Raw genomic sequence first — 24,961 nt, 5'->3', positions numbered from 1 at the left:
ATGGGAATCCCAAGAACCCCGGTCCGACGCATCGCGGCACTCGCCGCCCTGGCCCTGGCCGTCACCGCGTGCGCCAGCGAGAAGGCCACCGGGGGCAGCGGAGGCGCCGCCCCCTCCGCCGTCGGGGGGGACGGCGTGAAGACGGGCCCCGGCGTCACCGCCGACAAGATCACGATCGGCCTGATGACCGACCTCACCGGCCCGTACGCGTCGTTCGGCAAGAGCCTGACCCAGGCGCAGCAGCTGTACTTCGAGCAGACGAACGCGGCCGGGGGCGTGTGCGGGCGGCAGCTGGAGGCACTGGTGCGCGACCACGGCTACGACGCGCAGAAGGCGGTCGCGGCCTACACCGAGATCGCCCCGAAGGTGGTGGCGATCGCCCACTTCGTCGGCTCGCCCATGGTCAACGCGCTCAAGCAGCGCATCGAGACCGACCAGATGCTCACCATCCCGCAGGCCTGGGCGACCGGGCTGCTCGGCAGCAAGTCCATCCAGGTCACCGGGACGACCTACGACATCGACATGATCAACGGGGTGGACTTCCTGACCAAGGAGAAGGGCATCAAGTCCGGGGACAAGATCGGTCACCTGTACTTCGAGGGCGACTACGGCGAGAGCGCGCTGAACGGCTCCAAGTACGCGTCGGAGAAGCTCGGCCTCACGCTCGTGGAGCAGAAGATCAAGGCCACCGACCAGGACATGAGCGCCCAGGTGGCCGCGTTCAAGGCGGAGGGCGTCAAGGCCGTCCTGGTCTCCGTCGGCCCCAAGCAGACCGCCTCGCTCGTCGGCGTCTCGCTCGCCAAGGGCATGGACGTGCCGTTCGTCGGCAGCAACTCGGCCTACTCCCCGCAGCTGCTGCCCACCCCGGCCGGGCCCGCGCTGCTGAAGGACTTCTACTACATGACCGCGGGCACGCCGATCAGCTCCGACATGCCCGCCATGAAGAAGCTGGCCGCCGACTACGCGGCGAAGTATCCGGACACGGCCATCGACAGCGGCGTCCCCTCGGGCTACTCGGCGGCGGCGATCGTCGTCGACGCGCTCAAGAAGGCCTGCGAGGGCAAGGACCTGACCCGGGCCGCGGTGGTCACCGCGCACCGCGGCCAGTCGTCCTGGGGTGCGGAGTTCGGCACGGTCATGGACTTCACCACGTTCGACAAGCCCGCCTCGCTGCTGTCGTACGTGGCCAAGCCGGACAAGGCCGCTCTCGGCGGCGCGGTCGTCTTCAAGGAGGCCGCGACCTCCGACCTGGCCAAGGAGTACCAGGTCCCGGTGGGCTGACCCGCGATCCGCGGTGCGGCTCCGTACCTGCCGGGGTGCGGGCCGCATCGCTCCGGGACTAGCGTGGGGGCATCCAGAAGACATCCGGCCCGGGGACACGATGACCCAGAAGCTCAACACCGGCAGCCACGACCTGCCGGTCTCCGACGCCCTCGCCGCGTTCATGAACACCGGCTGGGCCGACACGCACCGCGACGACCTCGCTCCGCTGCCGCAGGCCGCCTACACCGCCAAGCGGCGCGCCGCGCTCGCCGCCCGCTTTCCCGGCGAGCGGCTGGTGATCCCGTCCGGCACGCTCAAGGCCCGCAGCAACGACAGCGACTACCGGTTCCGGGCGCACAGCGCGTTCGCCCACCTCACCGGTGACCAGGAGCCCGACGACGTACTCGTCGTCGAACCCTCCGGGGAGGCCACGCTGTTCCTGCGCCCCCGCTCGCCGAGATCGGCGCCGGGCCAGGCCGGGCAGGAGTTCTACCGCGACCGCCGCTACGGCGAGTTCTGGGTGGGCCGCCGCCCAGACCTGGCCGAGGCAGAGGCCATCCACCAGATCGCCTGCGCGCCGATCGACAGGCTGGACGACGCGCTCGCCGGGCCCGCGCGGGTGCTGCGCGGGGTGGACGCGTCCGTGGACGGGCGGGTCTCGCCCGGCGGCGGCGACGAGGAGCTGGAGACGTTCCTCTCCGAGATGCGGCTGATCAAGGACGAGTGGGAGATCGCCGAGCTGCAGTTCTCGGTCGACGCGACCACGCGCGGGTTCGAGGACGTGGCGCGGGCCCTGCCCGCCGCCCTGGGGCACCGGCGCGGCGAGCGCTACCTGGAGGGGGTCTTCGGCCTCCGCGCCCGCCTGGAGGGCAACGCGGTTGGCTACGACAGCATCGTGGCCTCCGGCGCCAACGCGTGCGTGCTGCACTGGATCCGCAACGACGGGCGGCTGGACGGGAACGAGCTGCTGCTCCTCGACGCGGGCGTGGAGACCGACCACCTCTACACCGCCGACATCACCAGGACCCTGCCGGTGTCCGGGCGCTTCAGCCCGGTCCAGCGCCAGGTCTACGAGCTGGTGTACGAGGCCCAGGAGGCGGCGATCGCCACCCTGCGCCCCGGTGCGCGCTTCCGCGACTTCCACCGCGCGGCGATGCGCGTCATCGCGGAGGGACTGCACGACTGGGGCGTGCTGAAGATCGGCGCGGACGAGGCGATGGAGCCGGAAAGCGGCCTGTACCGCCGCTACACGCTGTGCAGCAGCGGCCACATGCTCGGCATGGACGTGCACGACTGCGCCAGGGCCCGCTCGGAGGTCTACCTGGACGGCGTGCTGGAGGAGGGGCAGGTGCTGACCGTCGAGCCCGGCCTCTACCTGCAGCCGGACGACCTGACGCTGCCGCCGGAACTGCGCGGCATCGGGGTGCGCATCGAGGACGACCTCGTCGTCACCGCCGACGGCGCCCGTCTCATGTCGGCCGGGCTGCCCCGCCACCCCGACGAGGTGGAGAGGTGGATGGAGAGCTCAGGCCTCGCGGGATGAGCGTCCGGGGGTGGGGAAACACGCGGGTTTTGTCAGGTTGCCACATCGCCTACCACGAGCGATCGGCACCTTCTGAGGTAAGTTCTGATCTATGACCCTGAAGCAGGCCCCGCCCGGCGGGCGGGGCGGTCGGCCGGGGGACGGATCCGCCGGAGTCGCGACCACACGCGCGGCGAACGAGAGTGGTGAGCGACCGGTGAGCGACCAGGAGCCCCGCTGGCTGTCCTCGATCGAGCAGCGGGCGTGGCGCGCCCACCTCGCCGTGCACAAGCTCCTCGACCACCGCCTCGACCGTGAGCTCCAGCCCTTCGGGCTCTCGGTCAACGACTACGAGATCCTGGTGAACCTGTCGGAGACCCCCGGTCACCGCATGCGGATGAGCGACCTGGCGGACGCCACGATCCAGTCGCGCAGCCGCCTGTCCCACCAGATCTCCCGGATGGAGGCCGCCGGCCTGGTCGCCAGGGAGACCTGCGCCGACGACCGGCGCGGCACCTTCGCCGTCCTCACCGAGCATGGCTGGGCCACCATCCAGAAGGTCGCGCCGCACCACGTGGCCAGCGTGCGACGGCATTTCATCGACCTGCTCACCGACGACCAGCTGATCGAGCTGGAAGCGGCGTACGCACCGGTGGTGGACCACCTCAAAGGCATCCGCTGACCCGAGACCGGGCGGCGAGACCCGCGAAGGCGTCCGCCGGCGCGAGACCGGGCGGTGAAACCAGTGAAGACGTCCGCCGGCGCGAGACCGGGCGGTGAAACCAGTGAAGACGTCCGCCGACGCGAGACCGGGCGGTGAAACCGGCGAAGGCGTCCGCCGACGCGAAACCGGGCGGTGAAACCGGCGAAGGCGTCCGCCGACGCGAAACCGATACCGGTCGTTACTCCTTAGTAGACCGGAGTGTCGTTACGATCCGCCCATGTCTGCTCGCCGGATCCTCATCACCGCGGTGATCGCCGCGTCCTTCCTGGTCACCGCGTGCAGCGGCAGTGGTGCCTCCGACGGCACAACGGCCCTTCCCGACGGGGCCGACCTGCTCAGGAAGTCCGCGGACGTGACGCGCACCGTGAAGTCAGCCGCCTTCTCGATGGAGACGGAGGGCACGCCCCCCGTACCGGTCAAGAAGGCCTCCGGCCGTCTCAGCGGGACCGGTGACGCGGACGGCACCCTCCAGATCGACGTGATGGGCAGTCTCCAGGAGATCAATTTCGTACTGATCGGAGAGACCGTCCACTTCAAGGGTGTGACCGGCGGCTTCCAGCGGATGTCGCGGAGCCAGCTGGCGGCGATCTACGACCCCTCCGCCATCCTCAACCCGGACAAGGGCGTCGTACAGCTGCTGGCCAACGCGCTGGACGCGAAGACCCAGGCGGCGGAGAAGCTGGACGGCGTCGACACCTACCGGGTCTCGGCGACGCTCTCCCAGCAGGTGCTCGCCACGATGGTGCCCGGTCTCACGCAGAGCGTCGACGCCGTGCTCTGGATCGACAAGGCCACCGGCCGGCTGCTCAAGGCGGAGCTGCCACTGACCGGCGGCAAGGTGATCGTGGCCTTCAGCGACTACGACGTGCCGGTCCAGGTCACCGCTCCGGCGGAGTGACGGTGACCCGCGCCGCCCCGGAGGGCGCCCCCACGGCCCGGCGGCGGACCGCCCTCGGCGTCGGCGGCACGGCGGTGCTGCTGGCGGCCCTGGACGCGTACGTCGTGGTCACCGTCCTCGTCGACATCGCCAGGGACGTCGACGTCCCCCTCAACCACCTGGAGCGGGCCACCCCGATCGTCACCGGTTTCCTGCTCGGCTACATCGCGGCCATGCCGCTGCTCGGCCAGCTCTCCGACCGCTACGGCAGGCGCCCGCTCATCCACCTGTGCCTGGCCGGCTTCGCCGTGGGCTCGGTCGTCACCGCGCTGGGCGACACGGTGCCCTGGCTGGTCGTGGGACGGGCCGTGCAGGGCGTCGCGGGCGGCGCGCTGCTGCCCATCACCATGGCCCTGATCGGGGACCTGTGGGACGAGGACGAGCGCCCGGTGGCGCTCGGCGCGGTGGGGTCGGCCCAGGAGCTCGGCAGCGTGCTGGGCCCCCTGTACGGCGCGGCCCTCGCCGCCCTGGTCCCGGCCACCCTCCAGATCGGCGGCGTGCAGCTCGGCGGCTGGCGGTCGATCTTCTGGCTGAACGTCCCGCTGGTGGCCCTGGCGGCGATCGCCGTGCAGCGGTCGGTGCCGCCACCCGCCCGCGACCGGGCCCGCGGGGTGGCCAGGCGCGTCGACGTGGTCGGCGGGCTGCTGCTCGCGCTCGCGCTCGGCCTGCTCGTGGCCGGTCTCTACAACCCCGATCCCAGCGGGTCGGTCCTTCCCCCTTGGGGCATGCCCATGATCGTCGCGGGGGTCGTGTCCGGCGCCGCGTTCGTCGCGTGGGAGTGGCGCTCCAGGACCAGGCTGATCGACATGACGGGGGTGTCGCGCGGCCCGTTCCTCGCCACGCTCGGGGTGAGCTTCCTGACCGGCGCCGCGCTGCTGGTCACCCTGGTCGACGTGCAGCTGTCGGCGCAGACGCTGCTGGGACTGGACAGCCTGGAGGGCGCCCTGGTGCTGTCGCGCTTCCTCGTCGCGCTCTCCGTGGCCGCGCTGGCAGGCGGTCTCATGGCCCGCCGCTACGGCGAGCGCGCGGTGACGGTGATCGGCCTCGCGGTGGCCGCCGCCGGATACGTCCGCATCGGCCAGTGGCCCCTGGACCTGGCCTCGGCCGGATACCGCATGGACGCCGACCTGATCGTCGCCGGCCTGGGGCTCGGCCTGGTGATCGCCCCGGTCTCCTCCGCGGTGCTGCGGGCCGTACCCGCCGCCCAGCACGGGGTGGCCTCGGCGGCGGTGGTCGTGGCCAGGATGATGGGCATGCTGCTCGGCGTCGCCGCGCTGTCGGCGTGGGGCTTCCACCGCTTCCAGTCGCTCACCGCCGACCTGGACACGCCGCTGCCCTTCGGCGTGGACCCCGTCGTGTACGCCGGGCGGCTCGCCGAGTACCAGAGCAGGGTGAAGGAGGCGCTGCACACCGAGTACAGCGAGATCTTCCTGATCACCTCCGTCCTGTGCGGGGTGGGCGTGCTGGTCGCGCTGCTGCTGCCACGCGGGTCCGGGCGGGTGGACGGGGCCTGACGCCCCGGCCGCGGACCGGAACCCGATATGGGCCGGAACCGGACACGGACACGGACCCGAACCCGGCACGGAACCAGGCTCGGGCCGGGCACGGTCGTGCGGGTGACGTCCAAGTCGGCGATCACTCCCTCCCGCTCGGGGCCGCCGTCACGACGCAAGCCGTTCCGCCCAGCGGATGAGGTCCTCCCGGCGCCGCACCTCGACACGGGTGATCGCCACCAGCGCCACCTCGACGCCCCAGTGGTGGCTCCCCTCGCCGGCTCCGCGGGCGAGGTCGACCCGCTTGGACAGCCGGGACAGGTCGCGTTTCCCGACATAGCGCCGGATCTCCGCTTCGGCGGCGGCCAGCTTGGCGCCGCCGGGCGAGCCCGGGTAGGCGGCGTAAGCCACGGGGTCGGCGACGAAGGCCCGGGCGGCCGCGTTGACCGTGATCGTGACGCCGTCACGGGTGACGGCGTCCAGCCAGAGAATGCCGACATCGCTCGTACCCATCGCCCTCTCCCGTCTGCCGGTGTTCGTCGCTCCTCCATCCCATCGGCGTCGTCTCTCCGCCGCCATCGGGGCCGGCACCCATATGAGCATGGGTGGAACATGTAGGAGCGACACGCGGGGATGAGAGGCACCCCGCATGGACGGGCCCGTCCCGCAGCGGGGAAGCTGGTCAGATGAGCGAACGCACCCATCGGCGAGCAGGAGCCCACAGTCCGGGGCGGATCCTGTTCAGGCGGTTGTTCGCGATCAACGGGCTGGTCTTCGCGGTCGGTACGCTGGTGCTCGCCCTCTCCCCCGCCACCGTGTCCTCGCCGATGCTCCTGGCCGAGATCCCGGTGCTGACGATCGGCCTGGCGCTGATGCTGACGGCCAACGCCATCCTCCTGCGCACCAGCCTGGCCCCGCTCGACGCGCTCACGACCCTGATGCAGCGCGTGGACCTGCTGCACCCCCACGACCGGCTGCCCAGTGGCGGCAACCGCGACCTGGCCCACCTGATCGGCACCTTCAACGCGATGCTGGACCGGCTGGAGGCCGAGCGCAGCGCCAGCAGCGCCCACGCCCTCGCGGCCCAGGAGAACGAGCGGCGCCGCATCGCCCGCGAGCTGCACGACGAGATCGGCCAGAGCCTCACCGTGGTCCTGCTGAGTCTCAAACACGCCGCCGACCACGCGCCCCACGACCTGCGCGAGGAGCTGCACGGGGTGCAGGAGAGCGTCCGCGCGAGCCTGGACGAGGTGGGGCAGGTCGCCCGCCGCCTGCGTCCCGGCGTGCTGGAGGACCTCGGCCTGCAGAGCGCCCTCAGCGCGCTGAGCAGCGACTTCTCCCAGAGCAGCGGCGTTCCCGTGACCCGCAGGATCGACGCCGACCTGCCCTCGCTGAGCGAGGAGGTCGAGCTGGTCCTCTACCGCATCGCCCAGGAGGGCCTGACCAACGCGGCCAGGCACGCCCGGGCGTCCCGCGTCGAGCTCTCGCTGACCGCCGGACCCGACGGCCTGGAGCTGCGCATCACCGACGACGGCCACGGCGGCGTACGCCACGAGGGGGCCGGGATCCGCGGGATGCGGGAGCGCGCCCTGCTCATCGGCGCCCGGCTGACCGTGACCTCCCCGCCGGACGGCGGCACCGACGTCCGCCTCACCGTACCGCCCGACACCGAGCGGAGGGCCCTGTGAACCCTGTGAACCCTGTGAACCCTGGGAGTCCCGTGAGTTCCGCGAGCCCCGCGCGTCCCACCAGGATCCTGCTGGCCGACGACCACGCCCTGGTCCGCCGCGGGCTGCGGCTGATCCTGGACGCCGAACCCGATCTCACGGTGGTGGCCGAGGCCGCCAACGGCGCCGAAGCGGTGGAGGCGGCCGCCCCAGAGACGGTCGACCTGGCGATCCTGGACATCGCGATGCCCCGCATGACCGGCCTGCAGGCGGCCCGCGAGATCTCCCGGCGCGCCCCCGGCATCCGGCTGCTGATCCTGTCGATGTACGACAACGAGCAGTACTTCTTCGAGGCGCTCAAGGCCGGAGCCTCGGGCTACGTGCTGAAGTCCGTGGCCGACCGCGACCTGCTCGAGGCGTGCAGGTCGGCGATGCGCGGCGAGCCGTTCCTGTACCCGGGTGCCGTCACCGCCCTGATCCGGCACTACCTGCAGCGCGACAAGCTGGGACAGAGCATGCCGGAGAGCATCCTGACCCCGCGCGAGGAGGAGATCGTCAAGCTGATCGCCGAGGGCAACTCCGCCAAGCAGATCGCCGAGACCCTGTTCATCAGTGTGAAGACCGTCGACCGGCATCGTGCCAACATCCTGCAGAAGCTCGGCATGCGCGACCGGCTCGACCTCACCCGGTACGCCATCCGGGCGGGCCTGATCGAACCCTGAGAACCTTCGGAGAAGGGGTCCGGGGCGAAACGCGAACGGGCCCGGCGCGGGCCGGGCCGTTCGGGACTCCCACCCCGGACGGGGCTCCCGTCCCAGGCGAAACCGCTGCCCGGGGCAGGACTCCTGTCCGGGCGGGATTCCTGCCCGGACAGGGCTCCCGCCCGGGGCGGAACTCCACAGGGCTCCCGTTCGGGACAGGGCTCCTACTTCTTCTTCTGCCCCTGGCGCTTCTCGCGGATCTTCATGGTGACCTCGATGGGCGACCCGGCGAAGCCGAACTCCTCGCGGATCCGGCGCTCGATGAAGCGGCGGTAGGTCTCCTCCAGGAAGCCCGAGGTGAACAGCACGAACTTCGGCGGCTCCGTCGACGCCTGCGTGGCGAAGAGGATCTTGGGCTGCTTGCCGCTGCGGACCGGTGGCGGGGTGGCCGCGACCAGGTCGGTCAGGAAGGCGTTGAGCCGGGCGGTGGGCACCCGGGTCGACCAGGAGTCGAGCGCCTTCTCGATCGCCGGGACGAGCCGGTCGACGTGCCAGCCGTTCTTCGCGGAGATGTTGACCCGCAACGCCCACGGCACGCGGACAAGCTGGCGGTCGATCTCCTTCTCCAGGTAGTAACGGCGGTCCTCGTCGAGCAGGTCCCACTTGTTGAACGCCACGACCATGCACCGGCCGGACTCGATCACCAGGGAGATGATCCGCAGGTCCTGCTCGGTCAGCACGTCGCTGGCGTCGATGAGCACCACCGCGATCTCCGAGCGCTCCAGGGCTCCCCGGGTGCGCATGCTCGCGTAGAAGTCGGCGCCCTTGAGCTCGCGGTCACGCCGTCTGATCCCGGCGGTGTCGACGAAGCGCCAGGTCTTGCCACCGAGCTCGACCAGCTCGTCCACCGGGTCGCGGGTGGTGCCCGCCATCGGGTCGACGAGCACGCGCTCGGAGCCCGCCAGCTTGTTCAGCAGCGAGGACTTGCCCACGTTGGGCTTGCCGACCAGGGCGACCCTGCGCGGGCCGCGCTCGGGGCCGAAACGCTGCTCGGGCGTCTCCGGCAGCTTGTCGAGAATCACGTCCAGCAGGTCGCCGCTGGAGCGGCCGTGCAGGGCCGAGACCGGCTGCGGCTCGCCCAGGCCGAGGGCCCACAGCCCGGCGGCCTCCAGCTCCATCTGCTGGTTGTCGACCTTGTTGGCGGCGAGGATGACCGGCTTGCCGGACCCGCGCAGCACGTGGCCGACGATCTCGTCCGCGTCGGTCACGCCCACGACGGCGTCGACCACGAACAGGATCACGTCGGCCAGCTCGGCCGCGACCTGGGCCTGCTCGGCGATCTTCAGCGCCATGCCGGTCGCGTCGGGGTCCCAGCCTCCGGTGTCGACCACCGTGAACCGGCGCCCCCGCCAGGTGGCGTCGTACGTGACCCGGTCGCGGGTCACCCCCGGCACGTCCTCCACGACCGCCTCCCGGCGGCCGATGATCCGGTTGACCAGGGTGGACTTGCCCACGTTGGGGCGGCCCACCACGGCCACTACCGGCTGCGGGGCCGTGTCGGGCCCCACATCCCGCTGCGAGCTGTCGTCGGTCCCTGAATCGGCGAGCTCCGCGTCGATCCAGCCGTTGTCGTCGTCGTATACCCCGGTCACGCCTTTTCCTTAATCACACGCAGTATTTCGGCGATGACCTCTTCGAGGTTCAGCGCCGTGGTGTCGAGCTCGACGGCGTCGGCCGCCTTCGCCAGCGGGTCTGCCTTCCTGGTCGAGTCGAGGGTGTCGCGGCGGGCCATCGCGGCCCGCTGCGCCGCCACCGTGGTGCCGGTGAGCTCCGCCGTGCGGCGCAGTGCCCTGGCGTCCGCGCTCGCGGTCAGGTAGATCTTGACCGCGGCACCGGGCGCCACCACCGTGCCGATGTCACGGCCCTCGACGACGATGCCGCCCGAACCGATGATCTCACGCTGCTCGGCCACCAGGCGGTGGCGTACCTCGGGCACCGCGCTGACCGCCGAGACGGCCGCGGTGACCTCGGCGGTGCGGATCGGCGCGACGGCGTCGACGCCGTCGACCGCCACCACCGCGAGGTCCGGGTCGGTGCCCAGCGTGAGGACCGGGTCGAGCGCCCTGGCGGCGATCGCCTCGGGATCGGCGAGGTCGACGCCCTTCTGGAGCATCCACCAGGTGATCGCCCGGTACATCGCGCCGGTATCGAGGTAACGCAGCCCCAAGGCTCGCGCCACCCCTCGTGACGCGCTCGACTTACCCGATCCCGAAGGACCGTCCATGGCGACGACCAGTCCGGTCACGACGCCTCTCCCTTGCAGCCCGCTTCAGTTGTCCGTACGAGGCTACCGGGAGCCGGGAAGGAACCACGCATCGAGCGAGAAGGCGGACGCCCGGAAGCACGGGCGCGGAAGAACCCCTGGGCGATCACGCGGAAGCGAGATCGCCCAGGGGACCAGGGGAAAGGCCACGCGGAGGCGAGGTCAGGCGGGAGAGGTCACGGCAGGTGCCAGCCGTTCTCCCGCAGGGCCTCGGCCAGCGCCGTCACCGCCTCCGGCCGCACCCAGAGCTCGGCGGCGCCCAGCGGCAGGCCGGGGGCGTGCTCGAGCCGGACGTCCTCGATGTTGACGCCCGCCTCCTTGGCCGCCTGGAACAGCCGGGCCAGCTCGCCGGGCCGGTCGCCGACGATGACCTGGACGGCCACGTAGGTGCGCGCGGGACCGCCGTGCTTGCCGGGGATCCGGCCCGTACCCGCGACGCCCCGGTGCAGCAGTTCCGTGACGCGTGCCATGGCGTCGGGATCGCCGGAGCCGGCCGAGGTACGGAGCGAGGCCGCCGCGGCGGCCAGATCGGCCGCCACCGCCTCCAGCACCTCGGCCACCGGCAGCGCGTTGCCCGACAGGATCCCGGTCCAGAGCCTCGGGTCGCTCGCCGCGATGCGGGTGACGTCGCGCACCCCCGGCCCGGCCAGGCCGAGCGCGGCGGCCGACGCCTCCGCGAGGCGGGCGGCCACCGCGGAGGCGGTCACGTGGGGGGCGTGTGAGACGACCGCCACGGCCCTGTCGTGCTCCTCGGCGCCGATCCTGACCGCCTCGCCGCCGCAGAGCTTGACGAGCCCGTACAGGGCCTCCACGGCGTCGGGCGAGGTCTCCTCGGTCGGGCACAGCGCCCACGGGCGCCCGAGGAACAGGTCGGCCCGCGCCGCGGCGGGCCCGGAGCGCTCGCGTCCGGCGAGCGGGTGCCCGGCGACATAGGTCGTCAGGTCGCAGCCGAGGCTCGCGGCCTCCCTGAGCGGGAGCGCCTTGACGCTGGCCACGTCGGTGTAGAAACGGGCCGCACCGGCCTGCTGGAGGGCGGCGAGCCGCTCCGCGACCGCCTGCGGCGGGACCGCGATGATCGCGACGTCCACCGTCACGCCCTCGGCCCACTCGACGCCCGCGCCCAGTTCCCGCGCCAGCCGCAGGGATCCCGCGTCGCGGTCGGCCAGGTGGACGGCCACGCCCTGCTCGCGCAGGGCCAGCGCGATCGAGGTACCGATCAGTCCCGTGCCGACGACCAGGACGCTTCCTAGGCCGCTCACCCGCGCTCCCTGGAGGTGGTGCCGCATAAGGGGCTCACTGGGCGATGTCCACGCGAAGGGCGACCGCGCCACGCAGGTAGACGTGCTGGATGTCCTGGCGGGGCCGGTCGACCTCGACGTGGGCCATCAGCCGCACCACGCGGGGCAGCGCGCCGGGAACGTCGATCTCGGAGGCGCAGATCAGCGGAACGTCGTGGAAGCCGAGCTTGCGGGCGGCCAGGGCGGGGAACTCGGCGGTGAGATCGGGCGTGGCCGTGAAGATCACGCTGATCACGTCGTCGGTGGTGAGCCTGTTGCGCCCCATCACCTCCGCGACCAGTTCGGTGACCCCGGACAGGATGTCGTCCCGGTCGTTGGACTCGACCTGGATCGCACCGCGGATCGCCCGCACCATCGTCGTTCCTCCAGTCCCTCCGCGCCGGACCACCCCCGAGGATGATCCGGCGCGTCCCAACACGCGTTCAGGGAAGGCTACAACCCGACGGCGGCGTAGAGTTCCCCGACTTCCGTGAGGGTCAGCGCACGCACGGTGCCCGGCTTGAGGCGGCCGAGCTTGACCGGGCCGAACTCGATGCGGGCCAGGTCGATGACCGGGTGCCCGACCTCCTCCAGCATGCGGCGGACGATGTGCTTGCGACCCTCGTGCAGCACGATCTCGATCAGCGCCTGCTGGCCGTGCTCCTGGACCAGGGCGAAGGAGTCGGCCTTGGCGAGGCCGTCCTCCAGCTCCACGCCCTTCTTCAGGCGGCGGCCGAGGTCGCGCTCGATCCGGCCGGGAACCTTCGCCCAGTACTTCTTCTGGACGCCGTAGCTCGGGTGGGTGAGCCTGTTGGCCAGCTCGCCGTCGTTGGTGAGCAGGATCAGGCCCTCGGTCTCGGTGTCGAGGCGTCCCACGTGGAACAGCCGCTCGGTGCGGTCGGCCACGAAGTCGGCCAGCGAGGGGCGGCCGTCCGGGTCGGACATGGTGCTGACGACGCCGATCGGCTTGTTGATCGCGAGGTAGACCAGGTCGGGCATGGTCGGCAGGCGCTTGCCGTCGACGTGGATGACCTGCTTGGCGGGGTCGACCCGGGCGCCGAAGCGGCGGACCACCTGGCCGTCGACCGTCACCCGGCCCTCACCGATCATGTCCTCGCAGGCCCGGCGGCTGGCGACGCCCGCCTGGGCGAGGACCTTCTGCAGCCGGATGCCGTCGGGAACCTCGGTGGTGTCGCGCTCGTCGACGTAGTCGCGGTCGTAGAAGTCGGAGTCGCGCTTGGGCTGGCGAGCGGTCTTGAACCGGTCGTTCGCGATCGTGCCCGGCCTGAGCGGCGCCTTCGCCGCGGGAGCCCGGCCGGTGGATCGATCACCGGAGCGGTCCGCGGGGGGCCGGCGCTCGCCGTACGCCCCGGCGCTGCCGCCGCCGATGGTCTGGACGTCGTCCCGGCGCCCGGTCCTGCCGAAGCGGCCACGGGAGCCACCGGCGGGCGCGTCGCCGCGGCCGCGGTCGGAGCCGGGCCTGCCGCGCGAGCCGTCACGGTCGGCGCGGAAGCCGCCGCGGTCGTCGCGGCGCGGGCCGTCGGATCGGAAACCGCCCCGCGAACCCCCCTGGGAGCCGCCCGAGGGCCTGCCACCGCCGTACTGGCCGCGCGAACCGTCCCGCTCCGCCCGGAACCCACCGCGATCATCACGACGCGGACCATCGGCACGGAAACCGTCGCGGTCATCGCGACGCGGGCCGTCCGAACGGAAACCGTCGCGGTCGTCACGGCGCGGGCCGTCGGAACGGAAACCACCCCGCGAACCACCGAACGACGAACCCCCACGGTCATCGCGGCGCGGGCCGTCGGATCGGAAGCCGCCCCGCGAACCCCCCTGGGAACCGCCCGAGGGCCTGCCACCGCCGTACTGGCTCCGCGAACCGTCCCGCTCCGCCCGGAAACCACCGCGATCATCACGACGCGGACCGTCAGAACGGAAACCACCGGACGACGAACCGCCGCGATCGTCGCGACGCGGGCCGTCGGAACGGAAACCACCCCGCGAACCACCGAACGACGAACCCCCACGGTCATCGCGGCGCGGGCCGTCGGAACGGAAGCCACCGCGATCATCGCGACGCGGGCCGTCCGAACGGAAACCGTCGCGGTCGTCACGGCGCGGGCCATCGGAGCGGTAACCGCCCTGCGAACCCCCCTGGGAGCCGCCCGAGGGCCTGCCACCGCCGTACTGGCTCCGCGAACCGTCCCGCTCCGCCCGGAACCCACCGCGATCATCACGACGCGGACCATCGGCACGGAAACCACCGGACGACGAACCGCCGCGATCGTCGCGACGCGGGCCGTCGGAACGGAAACCGCCCTGGGAGCCACCGCGGGACCCCCCGGAGGAGGACCCGCCTCGGGAGGAGCCGCCGCGGAATCCGCCGGACTGCGAGCCCCCACGGGGATTGCCACCGCGCGGGGCTCCGCCACGGCCTTGACCGCGTCCATCACCGGACGGGGTACTGCGCCTGTTGTTCACTACTTCTGCTCCTCTAGGGATTCCATGTCGTCGGGCAGGAAGGGTGCCAGCTCGGGAAGCTCGTCGAGCTCCCGCAGGCCCATCCGCTCGAGAAAATACGAACTCGTCCGGTAGAGCACGGCTTGGCTCTCCGGTTCGGTGCCGGCCTCTTCGACCAGCCCCCTCGTCATCAGCGTGCGCATGACGCCGTCACTGTTGACACCGCGGATGGCCGCCACCCGGGCCCGGCTCACCGGCTGCCGGTAGGCGACCACGGCCAGGGTCTCCAGAGCGGCCTGGGTCAGGCGCGTCTGCTGGCCGTCGCGGACGAACCGCTCCACGAGTGGCGCGCACTCGGCCCGCGTGTAGAACCGCCAGCCGCCCGCGACCTCTCTCAGGTCGAAACCCCGTCCGGCGGCGGTGTATTCCGCCGAGAGCTCACGGATCGCCCGCCCGATCTCGTGAACGGGCCGTTCCAGGACCTGGGCGAGCGTCACCTCGGCGACGGGCTCGTCGACCACCAGCAGGATGGCCTCCAGCCCGGCGCGCAGGTCCGGCTCGGCACGCGGACCGAGCTCGGCGCGCGGGCCCGGCTCGGCGGACGGGCCGGCCTCGGTACGCGAACCGGGCTCGGGTGCCAGGTCAGTCATCGGCGGGCTCTCTCTTCGGGCTGTTCGGGGTCTCGTCGTAGTCGTCGGCCACGGCGACGTCGCCGTCGTCGCTGCCGGTCCAGGTCACGTGCAGCTCTCCGAGAGGCTCCACCTGCTCGAAGGACACGGCCGCCTCCCGGTAGAGCTCCAGGACGGCCAGGAAACGCGCCACGACCTCGAAGGTTCCGGCGCAGTCGGAGGTGAGGGCCCGGAAAGTCGCCCGGCGCATCCGCCGCAGCCGCTCGACAAGGATAACCGCCTGCTCGCGGACATTGGCGAGCGGTTGGTAGATGTGGGCCGTCGAGACCGACGGGGGCACCTTGGGGGCGAAGGCCCGCTGAGCGATCTCCGCGAGGCGGTCGGGGCCGATGCCGAGGATCAGCTCGGGCAGCAGGCTCGCGAACTCGGCCTCCATCGGCACGGTACGGGGAAAGCGCAGCGCCTCCTCGGCCATCCGGCTGGAGAAGACCTTGACGACCTCCTTGTAGGCCCGGTACTGCAGGAGGCGGGCGAACAGCAGGTCACGGGCCTCCAGGAGGGCCAGATCCTCCTCGTCGTCGACCTCGCCCGAGGGCAGCAGCCGGGCGGCCTTGAGATCGAGCAGGGTCGCCGCGACGAGCAGGAAGTGGCTCGTCTGGTCCAGGTCCCACTCCGGGCCCCTGGCCCGGATGTAGGAGATGAACTCGTCGGTCACCTGGCTGAGCGAGACCTCGGTGATGTCCAGCTTGTGCTTGGAGATCAGACCGAGCAGGAGGTCGAAAGGACCCTCGAAGACCTCCAGATGCACCTTGAAGGTGTCATCGTCGGTCTTCGGCTGCTCGGTCATCCCGCCATTGTCCCGCACCCGGGGGTGGGATCACCGCTCCAGCGCGGCCCACCTGGCCAGGACTTCCCTGGCGAGCTCGCGGTACGCGCTGGCGCCGAGCGACGACGAGTCGAAGCTGGTGATGGGCTCACCGGCCACGGTGGCGTCGGGGAAGCGAACCGTCCGGTTGATCACCGTGTGGTAGACCTTCTCGTCGAAGGCCTCGACCACCCGGGCCAGCACCTCGCGGCCGTGCAGGGTGCGCGCGTCGTACATGGTGGCGAGCAGGCCCTCGATGACCAGCTCGTCGTTGATGCGCTCCTGGACCTTGATGATGGTGTCCATGAGCAGCGCGACACCGCGCAGCGCGAAGAACTCGCACTCCAGCGGCACCATGACGCCGTGCGCGCAGGCCAGCGCGTTGATCGTGAGCAGTCCCAGGGAGGGCTGGCAGTCGATCAGGCACACGTCGTACTCGGGCAGGAGGGGTTTGATGACCCGGCCGAGCACCTGCTCGCGGGCGACCTCCGTGACGAGCTGGACCTCCGCGGCCGACAGGTCGATGTTGCTGGGCAGCAGGTCCATGCCCTCGACACCGGTCTCCAGCAGCACGTCCCTGGCGGTGATCTGCCGCTCCATGAGGAGGTTGTAGACCGTCAGGTCGAGCTGGAGGGGATTGATCCCGAGGCCGACCGAGAGGGCACCCTGCGGGTCGAAGTCGACCAGCAGGACCTTGAGCCCGGCCTCCGCCAGCGCGGCACCCAGGTTGATGGTGGTCGTCGTCTTGCCGACGCCGCCCTTCTGGTTGACCATGGCGACGACCCTCGCCGGCCCGTGCACCGTACGGGGAGGCGGGTCGGGAAAGACCGGCCGGGGACGCCCGGTCGGGCCGAGGACTCCCCCACTGCGAGGGGTCCCGGCGGTCTTGGTGTCGCCCCAGGGATTCTCGGGGTTTGCCGGGGTCGTTCCCCGGATAGAACCGTCGGTGGTCACAGTCACCAGTCGAACCTCCCTGACGGCCTCTAACCGGACCGTCCGGACGGACACTATGGCGTCAACACGTATGCGGCAAGGCGGCACGCCCGGACATAAGCAAGGTCAATCCCGCGTGCGCGGATGCGCGGCGGCATAGACCTCGCGGAGTTTGTCGACCGTGACCTGTGTGTACACCTGGGTGGTGGTCACCGAGGCGTGGCCGAGTAGTTCCTGAACCACCCTAACGTCCACACCCCCGTCAAGGAGGTGGGTTGCGAACGAATGTCGCAACATATGTGGCGACACTCCTTCGAGCCCGCCACGCTCGGCGGCGGCCTGGAGGACCTCCCAGGCGCCCTGGCGGGTGAGCCGCCCGCCCCTGGCGTTGAGGAAGAGCCCCGAGGTGCCCCGGCCGTGTGAGGCGATGCGCGGGCGCGCGCGGGTGAGGTAGGCGCGCAGCGCCTCCCCCGCGAAGCCGCCAAGGGGCACCAGCCGGGTGCGTCCGCCCTTGCCGCGCAGACGCACCCGCTGGGCCTCGGCCCCCAGGTCGACGTCGTCGACGGTGAGCCCCACAGCCTCGGAGATGCGCGCCCCGGTGCCGTACAGCAGCTCGAGCAGCGCCCGGTTACGCAGCGTGAGCGGGGCTCCGTCGGGCCCCGAGGCGGCGATCAGGCGCTCCACGTCGCGGACGCTGATCGCCTTGGGAAGCCGTCTGAGCTGGCGCGGCGGGCGCACCTCGTGGGCCGGGTCGTGGCGGCAGACGCCCTGGCTCAGCGCGAAGCGGTGCAGGCCGCGCACCGCGGAGACGGCCCGCGCCGCCGAGGCGGCGACGAGGGCCTGGTGTCCCCCGTCGCCCTCCCTGAGCGCCGCCACGAAGGCGGTGACGTCACCCTCGGCGACCTCGCCGAAGGTGACGCGGCCGCGCTGCTTGAGATGCTCCACGTACCGCAGGAGGTCACGGCGGTAGGAGGCCAGGGTGTTGGCGGCCAGACCCCGCTCCACGGCCAGGTGGGCGAGGTAACTGGACAGGACGGCCTCCGTCTCGCTCAGGGTGTCCTCCTGTCATGCCTCCGGTGCGTCAGCGGGCCGCAGTGAGGCGAATCCGTCCGCCGAAGCGGCGTATGCGGCGAGAATACCGGCCACGGCTTGGGAATTGTGGATCATTCCCGCCATGGCACGCCGAACCGCGTCGGACAGGGGAATCCAGACCACCGGCATGTCGGCCTCCTCGTGCCGGTGGACGAAGTCCAGCTCCCCCTCAGGGATGGGACTGACGTCCCTGGCGAGGAAGATGCGGGTGCGCTCGTCGCTCATCCCTGGCGAGGGGAAGGCGTCGATCAGGGTGTGCCAGGTGCCCGCCCGGTAGCCCGCCTCCTCGGCGAGCTCGCGGGCCGCCCCGGCCTGCAGGGCCTCGCCCTCGACGTCGCGCAGTCCCGCGGGCAGCTCCCACAGCAGCCGCCGTACCGGGTGGCGGTACTGGCGGATCAGCAGGACCCGCCCCCGCTCGTCGAGGGCGACGACGGCCACGGAGCCCGGGTGGGTCACGTAGTCGCGGTCGACGACCTCGCCGTCCGGCATCACGACCGCGTCGGTGACCCCGGCGATGACGCGGGCGCGGAAGTGCTCGGTGGAGGAGGCGACCTTCCACTCCTCAGGAACGTCCACGACGTCCTGGCCCTCTTGGATTTCCCCCGTGCCCGCCTCCGCTCGCGAGCCGCTCACTTTCCCCGCCCCGCCTTGGCGGCGGTGCCGCGGATGTCGGCGTACGTCAGGGCGGCGCCGATCAGGCCCTTGAACAGCGGATGCGCCCGGGTCGGCCGGGAGCGGAACTCGGGGTGCGCCTGCGTGCCGATGAAGAAGGGGTGGACGTCGGCGGGCAGCTCGGCGTACTCCACCAGGCGGCCGTCGGGCGAGAGGCCGGAGAAGACCATGCCGACCTTCTCCAGCTGCTCGCGGTAGGAGTTGTTGACCTCGTAGCGGTGGCGGTGGCGCTCGTCCACCTTCGCCATGCCGTACAGCTGGCGGGCGAGCGTGCCCTCGCCGAGCCTGGCCGGGTAGAGGCCCAGCCTCATGGTGCCGCCCATGTCGCGCTCGCCGGAGACGACGTCCTCCTGGTCGGCCATGGTGGAGATGACCGGGTGGGTGGTCTCGGCGTCGAACTCGGTGCTGCCGGCGTCCTCGATGCCCGCGAGGTTGCGGGCGGCGTCGATGACCATGCACTGCATGCCCAGGCAGATGCCGAGCAGCGGGATCTTGTTCTCCCTGACGTGACGGATCGCGCCGACCTTGCCCTCGATGCCGCGCACGCCGAAGCCGCCGGGGACCAGGACCCCGTCGACGCCGTCGAGCTCGCGGGCCGCGCCCTCGGGGGTCTCGCAGTCGTCGCTCTTGACCCAGCGGATGTTGACGCGGGCGTCGTTGGCGAAGCCGCCCGCGCGCAGCGCCTCGGTCACCGACAGGTAGGCGTCGGGCAGGTCGATGTACTTGCCGACGAGCGCGATCGTGACCTCGTTGGCCGGGCGGTGCACCCGGCGCAGGAGCTGCTCCCACTCCTTCCAGTCGACGTCCCTGAAGGGCAGGCCCAGGCGGCGCACCACGTAGGCGTCCAGGCCCTCGGAGTGCAGGACCTTGGGGATGTCGTAGATGCTGGCGGCGTCGATGGCGGAGACGACCGCGTCCTCGTCCACGTCGCACATCAGGCTGATCTTGCGCTTGAGCGAGTTGGTGATCGGCCGGTCGGAGCGGCACACGATCGCGTCGGGCTGGATGCCGATGCTGCGCAGCGCGGCGACCGAGTGCTGGGTCGGCTTGGTCTTCAGCTCGCCGCTCGGCCCGATGTACGGCAGCAGCGAGACGTGCAGGAAGAACACGTTGTCGCGGCCGACCTCGTGGCGGACCTGGCGGACGGCCTCCAGGAAGGGCAGCGACTCGATGTCACCCACGGTGCCGCCGACCTCGGTGATGACCACGTCCACGTCGGGCCCGGCCATCGACCGGATACGGTCCTTGATCTCGTTGGTGATGTGCGGGATGACCTGCACGGTGTCACCGAGATACTCGCCGCGGCGCTCCTTGGCGATGACGTTGGAGTAGACCTGGCCGGTGGTCACGTTGGCCGAGCCGTGCAGCTCGGTGTCGAGGAACCGCTCGTAGTGGCCGACGTCGAGGTCGGTCTCGGCGCCGTCGTCGGTGACGAACACCTCACCGTGCTGGAACGGGTTCATCGTGCCGGGGTCGACGTTGAGATAGGGGTCGAGTTTCTGCATGGTGACCCGCAGGCCGCGCAGCTTGAGGAGGCGCCCGAGGCTGGAGGCCGTCAGTCCCTTCCCAAGACTGGAGGCGACGCCGCCGGTGACGAACAGATGCTTGGTGTGTGCGGCGCTGCGCAAGAAGGCTCCCGTGGTCGTTACAGATCGTCGGCGCACCCTGATGAATGGCCTACAGGTCCACGGGCTCTCAGAATATCAAACGGTGCAGGCGAAGTGCCCGGACAACCCCCCACCCACATTCTCCTCAAACCCAACCAAGCGGTAATTTGATCCGTTATGTCACTTCATGGTGTGGTACGGCGTGCCTTGGGCAGCCTCGTCCACCGGATCTGGGAGGCGGTCCGCAAGGTCGGCGACGTCACCCCCGCCAGCCCCGCCGGATACCGCTTCCGCCGTCTCGGCGAAGGCGCCTGCCTGTCGTTTCCCCTCGGAGCCGTCTTCGGCGAGGCCTGGATCGAGATCGGCGAGCACACCCTGATCGGCGAGCGGGTCTCCATCTCCACGGGCATGGGCCCCGGGGTGGACCTGGGCCCGGACTCGATCGTGCGGATCGGCGGGGGCTGCTCCATCGGCAGGGGCAGTCACATCGTGGGCCACCAGTCGATCGACATCGGCGACGACGTCTTCACCGGCCCGTACGTCTACATCACCGACCAGAACCACGTCTACGACGACCCCGAGGCGCCGATCGGCCGCCAGTGGCCGCGCAACAACCCGGTGTCGATCGGGTCGGGCTCGTGGCTGGGCACCGGCGCGATCATCCTGCCGGGCACCCGGATCGGCAGGCAGTGCGTGGTGGCGGGCGGGGCGGTGGTGCGCGGGGAGTTCCCCGACCACAGCGTGATCGCGGGCATCCCCGCCAAGGTGGTGCGCCACTACGTACCGGGCCAGGGGTGGCTGCCACCCCACCTGGAGGTCGCGGAGGCCGGGAACGCCCGGGACACCAGGGATGCCAGGGACACCAAGGACGCCAAGGACGCCGTGGACACCGAGACCGGAGTGATATCGCGATAGCGGACGGATCGGGATCGATCGACGGCCGGGAACCGTTGAAGGAGGAGAGAGACACTACGGAGGTGCGATGCTCGCGGCACTGACAGGCCTTGGACTCTCCACCGCGGCCGGGCTCAACGCCTACATCCCGCTGCTGGTGGTCGGCCTGCTCGCCAACTTCACCGACCACGTACGGCTGCCGCAGGAGTTCGCCTGGCTGTCCAACGGCTGGGTGCTCGGGATCATCGGCGTGCTGCTCCTGGCGGAGTTCGTGCTCGACAAGGTCCCGGTGGTCGACAGCGTCAACGACATGATCCAGACCGTCGTCCGCCCCGCCTCCGGCGGCGTGGTCTTCAGCGCCACCGAGGCCGCCGCCCGGCTGGACGGCTCGACCTGGATGACCCACAACCCCTGGCTCAGCTGGGTGCTGGGCATCGCGATCGCCCTCGCCGTGCACACCATGAAGACGACCACCCGGCCCGTGGTCAACGCCACCACCGCCGGGGTGGGAGCGCCCGTGGTCAGCACGGTCGAGGACGCCGGGGCACTGGGCATCAGCCTGGTGGCGATCTTCCTGCCGGTCCTGGTCGTCGTGGTGGTGGCGGGGCTGGCGCTGTTCGCCTGGTGGGCGACCCGCAGGATACGGCGACGGCGGCGAGAGGCCGCCCCGAGCCTGCGATGAGACCGCACCCGCGCGACACCGTCACAGGCCCCGGCGCGGTCCGTGTCACGGACCGCACCGCGGTGCCCGTCATGACCGGTGCCACGCCCCCCGCCGGGGGCGCGGCACCCCTCTTCGCACCGGCCGACCCCGCGAGGCCTGACGCCCGCGCGGGGACCACGGCGCGGGCTATGCTCGAAACACCCTGTCCAGCCCGTCCAGTCCCTGCCGGGAGGTGGCTCCGATCGGCGATTTCCTCATCGTCCTGCTGGTGATCCTGTTTTTCTTCCTCCTCCTGGGAGGAGTCGGGATCTACCTTCTGGTCAAGGTCGGCAGGAAGGCCACGAAGAAGGCCAGGGCCGTCTCCACCAGGGTCGCGACCCACGTGGCGGCGATGGGCACCGGCGACGCCGCGGAGACCGAGCGGATGCGCATCGACCTGCGGCGCGAGGTCTCCCTGACCCGCCAGGCCGTGGACCACGCGCTGCGCGACGGCTGGGGCCTGGGCGACCTGCCCCACCTCGTGGCGGAGATCTCGGTGCACGCCGACCAGCTCGACGCCCAGCTCGCCCACTACGCCCAGGAGCGCCGGGTCTCGCCCTACATCGACCACACGGCGCTGAGCCGCCTGCGCGAGCACCACGCCAAGCTGACCACGTCCTGCGCCAGGATCAGGGCCGACCTGCGCAACGACCAGATGGCGCACTCGGCCGGGAGCATCGAGGAGATCCAGGGGCGCACCGACCTGGAGATCGAGGCACGCCGCCGCGCCCCCGACCCGCTGGACCAGATCGACGAGCTCTACAACCGCACGATGATCAACCGCACACACCCCGACAACCTCAGCTGACTCCTGTCTCGACGTGCCCAGCAGCGCTGATGACCCCGAATGATCCTCCAACTTGCTACCGAAAGCGACAAGCCGACTCCATCGGGTAATGTTTCGGAGTGTCTTCGAAGGAGGTTCTCTGGTCAACGACCCTCTCCCGAAGGAGGGGGCTTGAGGCGCGGCGATGCGCTTCGAAGCCCCGCGTTGACCAGCCCCGGCCATCACGAGCTGGAGGTGTGATCCAGATGGCTACGTTGAACACAAGAGCGCAGACCGACCTTGGGGTGCTTCCTCAGCTCCAAGCTCTCGAATCCGTGGGAGCAGACACGCCCGAGGGTGGGCACGAAACGGCTCACGGACACCGCCTCGCGGCGGTATCTGGTGTTCACCATGGGCGAGGGGAGACCGGTCCGGCCGCACCGCCGCACCGGCGTCACCCCGAGGGCGCTTCGGCGCCGGAGGGAGCGAACCGTGAAGGTTCACCCGGCTGTGTTCGTCCTGGACAAGCGCGGCCACCCGCTTGACCCGTGTCACCCCGCTCGCGCCCGCCGTCTGCTGGCGGCCGGGCGGGCGGTGGTTCACCGCCACACCCCGTTCGTCATCCGTCTCAAGGACCGCGATGCGGCGACATCGGCCATCGAAGGCGTGCACGTCGGCATCGACCCTGGCAGCAAGCACACCGGCCTGGCGATATTCACCGACCATGGCGCAAACCGGACAGGGAAGTATGCGATCCAGCTCGACCACCGAGGCGGAGCGATCCGAGACAAGCTCAGCGCGCGGGCCGCGCTACGTCGGGGCCGCAGGTCACGCAACCTGCGTCACCGCGCCCCCCGGTTCCTCAACCGGACCAGACCCCAGGGGTGGCTCGCGCCGTCGTTGCGTCACCGCGTTGACACCACCTTGTCGTGGGTGGTGCGGCTCGCCCGGTGGGCGCCGGTACGTGCTGTGTACGTCGCGCGGGTGGCGTTCGACACCCACGCCCTCAGCGCGGGCAGAGCACTGGAAGGGGTGGAATACCAGCGAGGCACCCTCGCCGGGTACGAGGTCCGCGAATATCTGCTGGCCAAATGGAAGCGGGCGTGCACGTACTGCGGCGCCGGTGACGTGCCCCTCAACCTCGACCACATCCACCCGCGTCACCGGGGAGGCTCAGACCGGATCAGCAACCTCGTCCTGGCCTGCGTCCGGTGTAACCAGGCCAAGAACGCCACGCCAGTAGAGGTGTTCCTCAAAGACAGGCCCGCACTGCTCGCGAGGATCCTCAAGCAGGCGAAGGCTCCACTGCGCGATGCCGCCGCGGTCAACGCCACCCGGTGGGCACTGTGGCGCGCCCTGGAGGCGACCGGCCTGTGCGTTCACACCGCCTCCGGTGGCCGCACGAAGTGGAACCGGTCTCGCACCGGCGCCGCTAAGTCACACACCTTGGACGCGCTGCACGTCGGCCCCCTGGCAGGCGTCACCGCCTGGCCTTTCAGGGTATTGGTGGTCAAGGCGACCGGGCGCGGCACTTACGCCCGCACCCGCCCCGACCGCTACGGCTTTCCTCGGTTGCGGCTACCTCGGACCAAGCAGGTCAAAGGGTTCGCTACCGGTGATCTGGTCCGCGCCGTCGTGGCTAGCGGTAAGAAGGCCGGGGTCCACCTCGGCCGTGTCGCGGTCCGTAGTAACGGCAGTTTCAACATCACCACCCGGAACGGCACCGTGCAGGGCATCGGCCACCGCCACGTCCGCATGCTCCAGCGAGCCGACGGCTACGGCTACACCACCCACCCAGAAACGCGGCACCGTGCCGCGTTTCCTTCCCCACCTGCAGGCATGGGTCTCCACGCTGGAGGTGTCTGATGACAGCCGTTTTCCCCGAGTGGTTCTACCCGGGGCCGACCGGCGGGTGGACCGCCGACATGCTCGATCATCTTCCCCCCGGCGCGCCCCGACATGTCGAACTGATCGACGGGTCGCTCATTATGAGGCCTCCGCAGACCGCTTTCCACATGTTCATGATCATGCTCCTCGAGAGAGGGATCACACCTCCCGACGACCTTGCCGTCGTCCGGGAGATGACCGTGACCCTGGGCATGAGACAGCGGCCCGAGCCCGACATCATGGTGGTGGCGAGTTCCGCGCTGACGAGCCTGAGGACGACCTCGTTCAAGCCCGAGGACGTGCACCTGGTGGTCGAGGTGGTCTCCCCCGAGTCGCTGGAGCGGGACCGCACCACCAGCCCATCAAATACTCCGACGCCGGGATCAGGCACCTCTGGCGCGTGGAGCAGGAGGACGACAGGCCCGTCGTCTACACCTTCGAACTGGAGCCCGCCGTCAAGGCCTACGTCCCGACGGGCATCCATCGGGGCGGTTGAAGACGGATGTCGGCTTCGAGGTCGACATCGATCTCGACCTCGGTGAA

The 24,961-nt window shown here is 70.9% G+C and carries 24 protein-coding genes; 12 read left to right on the top strand and 12 right to left on the bottom strand.

Features of this window, described 5'->3' with window-relative positions; translation table 11 throughout:
* The 5 genes from ACTOQ2_RS02565 to ACTOQ2_RS02545 all read left to right on the top strand — a co-directional run bounded on the left by ACTOQ2_RS02565 (position 1) and on the right by ACTOQ2_RS02545 (position 5,960).
* Positions 1-1,281, top strand: coding sequence for an ABC transporter substrate-binding protein (locus tag ACTOQ2_RS02565; RefSeq protein WP_440097980.1), 1,281 nt, complete (start codon positions 1-3; stop codon positions 1,279-1,281).
* A gap of 100 nt (positions 1,282-1,381) precedes the next feature.
* Positions 1,382-2,806, top strand: a complete 1,425-nt coding sequence (locus tag ACTOQ2_RS02560) for an aminopeptidase P family protein (RefSeq protein WP_440097978.1) — start codon at positions 1,382-1,384, stop codon at positions 2,804-2,806.
* A 196-nt stretch (positions 2,807-3,002) separates the two neighbouring features.
* Positions 3,003-3,467, top strand: coding sequence for a MarR family winged helix-turn-helix transcriptional regulator (locus ACTOQ2_RS02555; protein WP_440064879.1), 465 nt, complete (start codon positions 3,003-3,005; stop codon positions 3,465-3,467).
* Between the two features lie 259 nt (positions 3,468-3,726).
* Positions 3,727-4,407 carry an LppX_LprAFG lipoprotein gene (locus ACTOQ2_RS02550; protein WP_440064885.1) on the top strand — a complete coding sequence of 227 codons (681 nt, stop codon included), beginning with the start codon at positions 3,727-3,729 and terminating at the stop codon, positions 4,405-4,407.
* 2 nt (positions 4,408-4,409) lie between these two features.
* Positions 4,410-5,960: an MFS transporter gene (locus ACTOQ2_RS02545; RefSeq protein ID WP_440097976.1), complete on the top strand. Its 1,551-nt coding sequence runs from the start codon at positions 4,410-4,412 to the stop codon at positions 5,958-5,960.
* Between the two features lie 147 nt (positions 5,961-6,107).
* Here ACTOQ2_RS02545 and ACTOQ2_RS02540 read toward each other — a convergent pair whose 3' ends face one another.
* Positions 6,108-6,452: a hypothetical protein gene (locus ACTOQ2_RS02540; protein WP_440097975.1), complete on the bottom strand. Its 345-nt coding sequence runs from the start codon at positions 6,450-6,452 to the stop codon at positions 6,108-6,110.
* Positions 6,453-6,625: 173 nt separating this feature from the next.
* On the opposite strand from ACTOQ2_RS02540, the gene ACTOQ2_RS02535 reads away from it, so the two are divergent.
* Positions 6,626-7,627: a HAMP domain-containing sensor histidine kinase gene (locus ACTOQ2_RS02535; protein ID WP_440097973.1), complete on the top strand. Its 1,002-nt coding sequence runs from the start codon at positions 6,626-6,628 to the stop codon at positions 7,625-7,627.
* Between the two features lie 32 nt (positions 7,628-7,659).
* A complete protein-coding gene (locus tag ACTOQ2_RS02530) occupies positions 7,660-8,328 on the top strand; it encodes a response regulator (protein WP_440097972.1) in 669 nt (222 codons plus the stop codon).
* A 203-nt stretch (positions 8,329-8,531) separates the two neighbouring features.
* Here the strand turns inward: ACTOQ2_RS02530 and der are convergent, their stop codons facing one another.
* From der to ACTOQ2_RS02475, 11 genes are all read right to left on the bottom strand, one after another.
* Positions 8,532-9,959 carry a ribosome biogenesis GTPase Der gene (gene der / locus ACTOQ2_RS02525; RefSeq protein WP_440064892.1) on the bottom strand — a complete coding sequence of 476 codons (1,428 nt, stop codon included), beginning with the start codon at positions 9,957-9,959 and terminating at the stop codon, positions 8,532-8,534.
* A complete protein-coding gene (gene cmk / locus ACTOQ2_RS02520) occupies positions 9,956-10,612 on the bottom strand; it encodes a (d)CMP kinase (RefSeq protein WP_440064893.1) in 657 nt (218 codons plus the stop codon). The genes der and cmk overlap by 4 nt, the downstream gene beginning before the upstream one ends.
* A 194-nt stretch (positions 10,613-10,806) precedes the next feature.
* Positions 10,807-11,916 carry a prephenate dehydrogenase gene (locus ACTOQ2_RS02515; RefSeq protein WP_440097971.1) on the bottom strand — a complete coding sequence of 370 codons (1,110 nt, stop codon included), beginning with the start codon at positions 11,914-11,916 and terminating at the stop codon, positions 10,807-10,809.
* A gap of 7 nt (positions 11,917-11,923) precedes the next feature.
* A complete protein-coding gene (gene aroH, locus ACTOQ2_RS02510) occupies positions 11,924-12,283 on the bottom strand; it encodes a chorismate mutase (RefSeq protein ID WP_362676088.1) in 360 nt (119 codons plus the stop codon).
* A 77-nt stretch (positions 12,284-12,360) separates the two neighbouring features.
* A complete protein-coding gene (locus ACTOQ2_RS02505; protein WP_440097970.1) occupies positions 12,361-14,391 on the bottom strand; it encodes a pseudouridine synthase in 2,031 nt (676 codons plus the stop codon).
* A complete protein-coding gene (gene scpB, locus ACTOQ2_RS02500; protein WP_440097968.1) occupies positions 14,391-15,020 on the bottom strand; it encodes an SMC-Scp complex subunit ScpB in 630 nt (209 codons plus the stop codon). Before scpB ends, ACTOQ2_RS02505 begins: the two co-directional genes overlap by 1 nt.
* A complete protein-coding gene (locus ACTOQ2_RS02495; RefSeq protein ID WP_440064898.1) occupies positions 15,013-15,846 on the bottom strand; it encodes a segregation and condensation protein A in 834 nt (277 codons plus the stop codon). Before ACTOQ2_RS02495 ends, scpB begins: the two co-directional genes overlap by 8 nt.
* Before the next feature lie 30 nt (positions 15,847-15,876).
* Positions 15,877-16,824, bottom strand: a complete 948-nt coding sequence (locus ACTOQ2_RS02490; RefSeq protein WP_329093373.1) for a ParA family protein — start codon at positions 16,822-16,824, stop codon at positions 15,877-15,879.
* Between the two features lie 99 nt (positions 16,825-16,923).
* A complete protein-coding gene (locus ACTOQ2_RS02485) occupies positions 16,924-17,850 on the bottom strand; it encodes a tyrosine recombinase (protein ID WP_440065449.1) in 927 nt (308 codons plus the stop codon).
* A gap of 12 nt (positions 17,851-17,862) precedes the next feature.
* Entirely contained in the window at positions 17,863-18,465 is a 603-nt protein-coding gene (locus ACTOQ2_RS02480; protein WP_440097967.1) for an NUDIX domain-containing protein, read from the bottom strand.
* 53 nt (positions 18,466-18,518) lie between these two features.
* Complete coding sequence (locus tag ACTOQ2_RS02475; protein WP_440064901.1) at positions 18,519-20,189, bottom strand: CTP synthase; 1,671 nt, start codon at positions 20,187-20,189, stop codon at positions 18,519-18,521.
* Positions 20,190-20,345: 156 nt separating this feature from the next.
* Between ACTOQ2_RS02475 and ACTOQ2_RS02470 the strand changes: the two genes are divergently transcribed.
* The 5 genes from ACTOQ2_RS02470 (at position 20,346) to ACTOQ2_RS02450 (ending at position 24,960) form a co-directional block, all read left to right on the top strand.
* Entirely contained in the window at positions 20,346-21,083 is a 738-nt protein-coding gene (locus ACTOQ2_RS02470; protein ID WP_440097966.1) for an acyltransferase, read from the top strand.
* Between the two features lie 67 nt (positions 21,084-21,150).
* Entirely contained in the window at positions 21,151-21,744 is a 594-nt protein-coding gene (locus ACTOQ2_RS02465; RefSeq protein WP_440097964.1) for a DUF4126 domain-containing protein, read from the top strand.
* A gap of 214 nt (positions 21,745-21,958) precedes the next feature.
* Positions 21,959-22,573, top strand: a complete 615-nt coding sequence (locus ACTOQ2_RS02460; RefSeq protein WP_440097962.1) for a hypothetical protein — start codon at positions 21,959-21,961, stop codon at positions 22,571-22,573.
* A 450-nt stretch (positions 22,574-23,023) separates the two neighbouring features.
* A complete protein-coding gene (gene iscB, locus ACTOQ2_RS02455) occupies positions 23,024-24,397 on the top strand; it encodes an RNA-guided endonuclease IscB (RefSeq protein WP_440097960.1) in 1,374 nt (457 codons plus the stop codon).
* Entirely contained in the window at positions 24,397-24,960 is a 564-nt protein-coding gene (locus ACTOQ2_RS02450) for a Uma2 family endonuclease (RefSeq protein ID WP_440097959.1), read from the top strand. Before iscB ends, ACTOQ2_RS02450 begins: the two co-directional genes overlap by 1 nt.
* Position 24,961: the final 1 nt, after the last annotated feature.

This window comes from Streptosporangium sp. H16 (assembly GCF_051918855.1).
Taxonomy (GTDB): Bacteria; Actinomycetota; Actinomycetes; order Streptosporangiales; family Streptosporangiaceae; genus Streptosporangium.
This window is presented reverse-complemented; position numbering and strand designations above follow the sequence as displayed.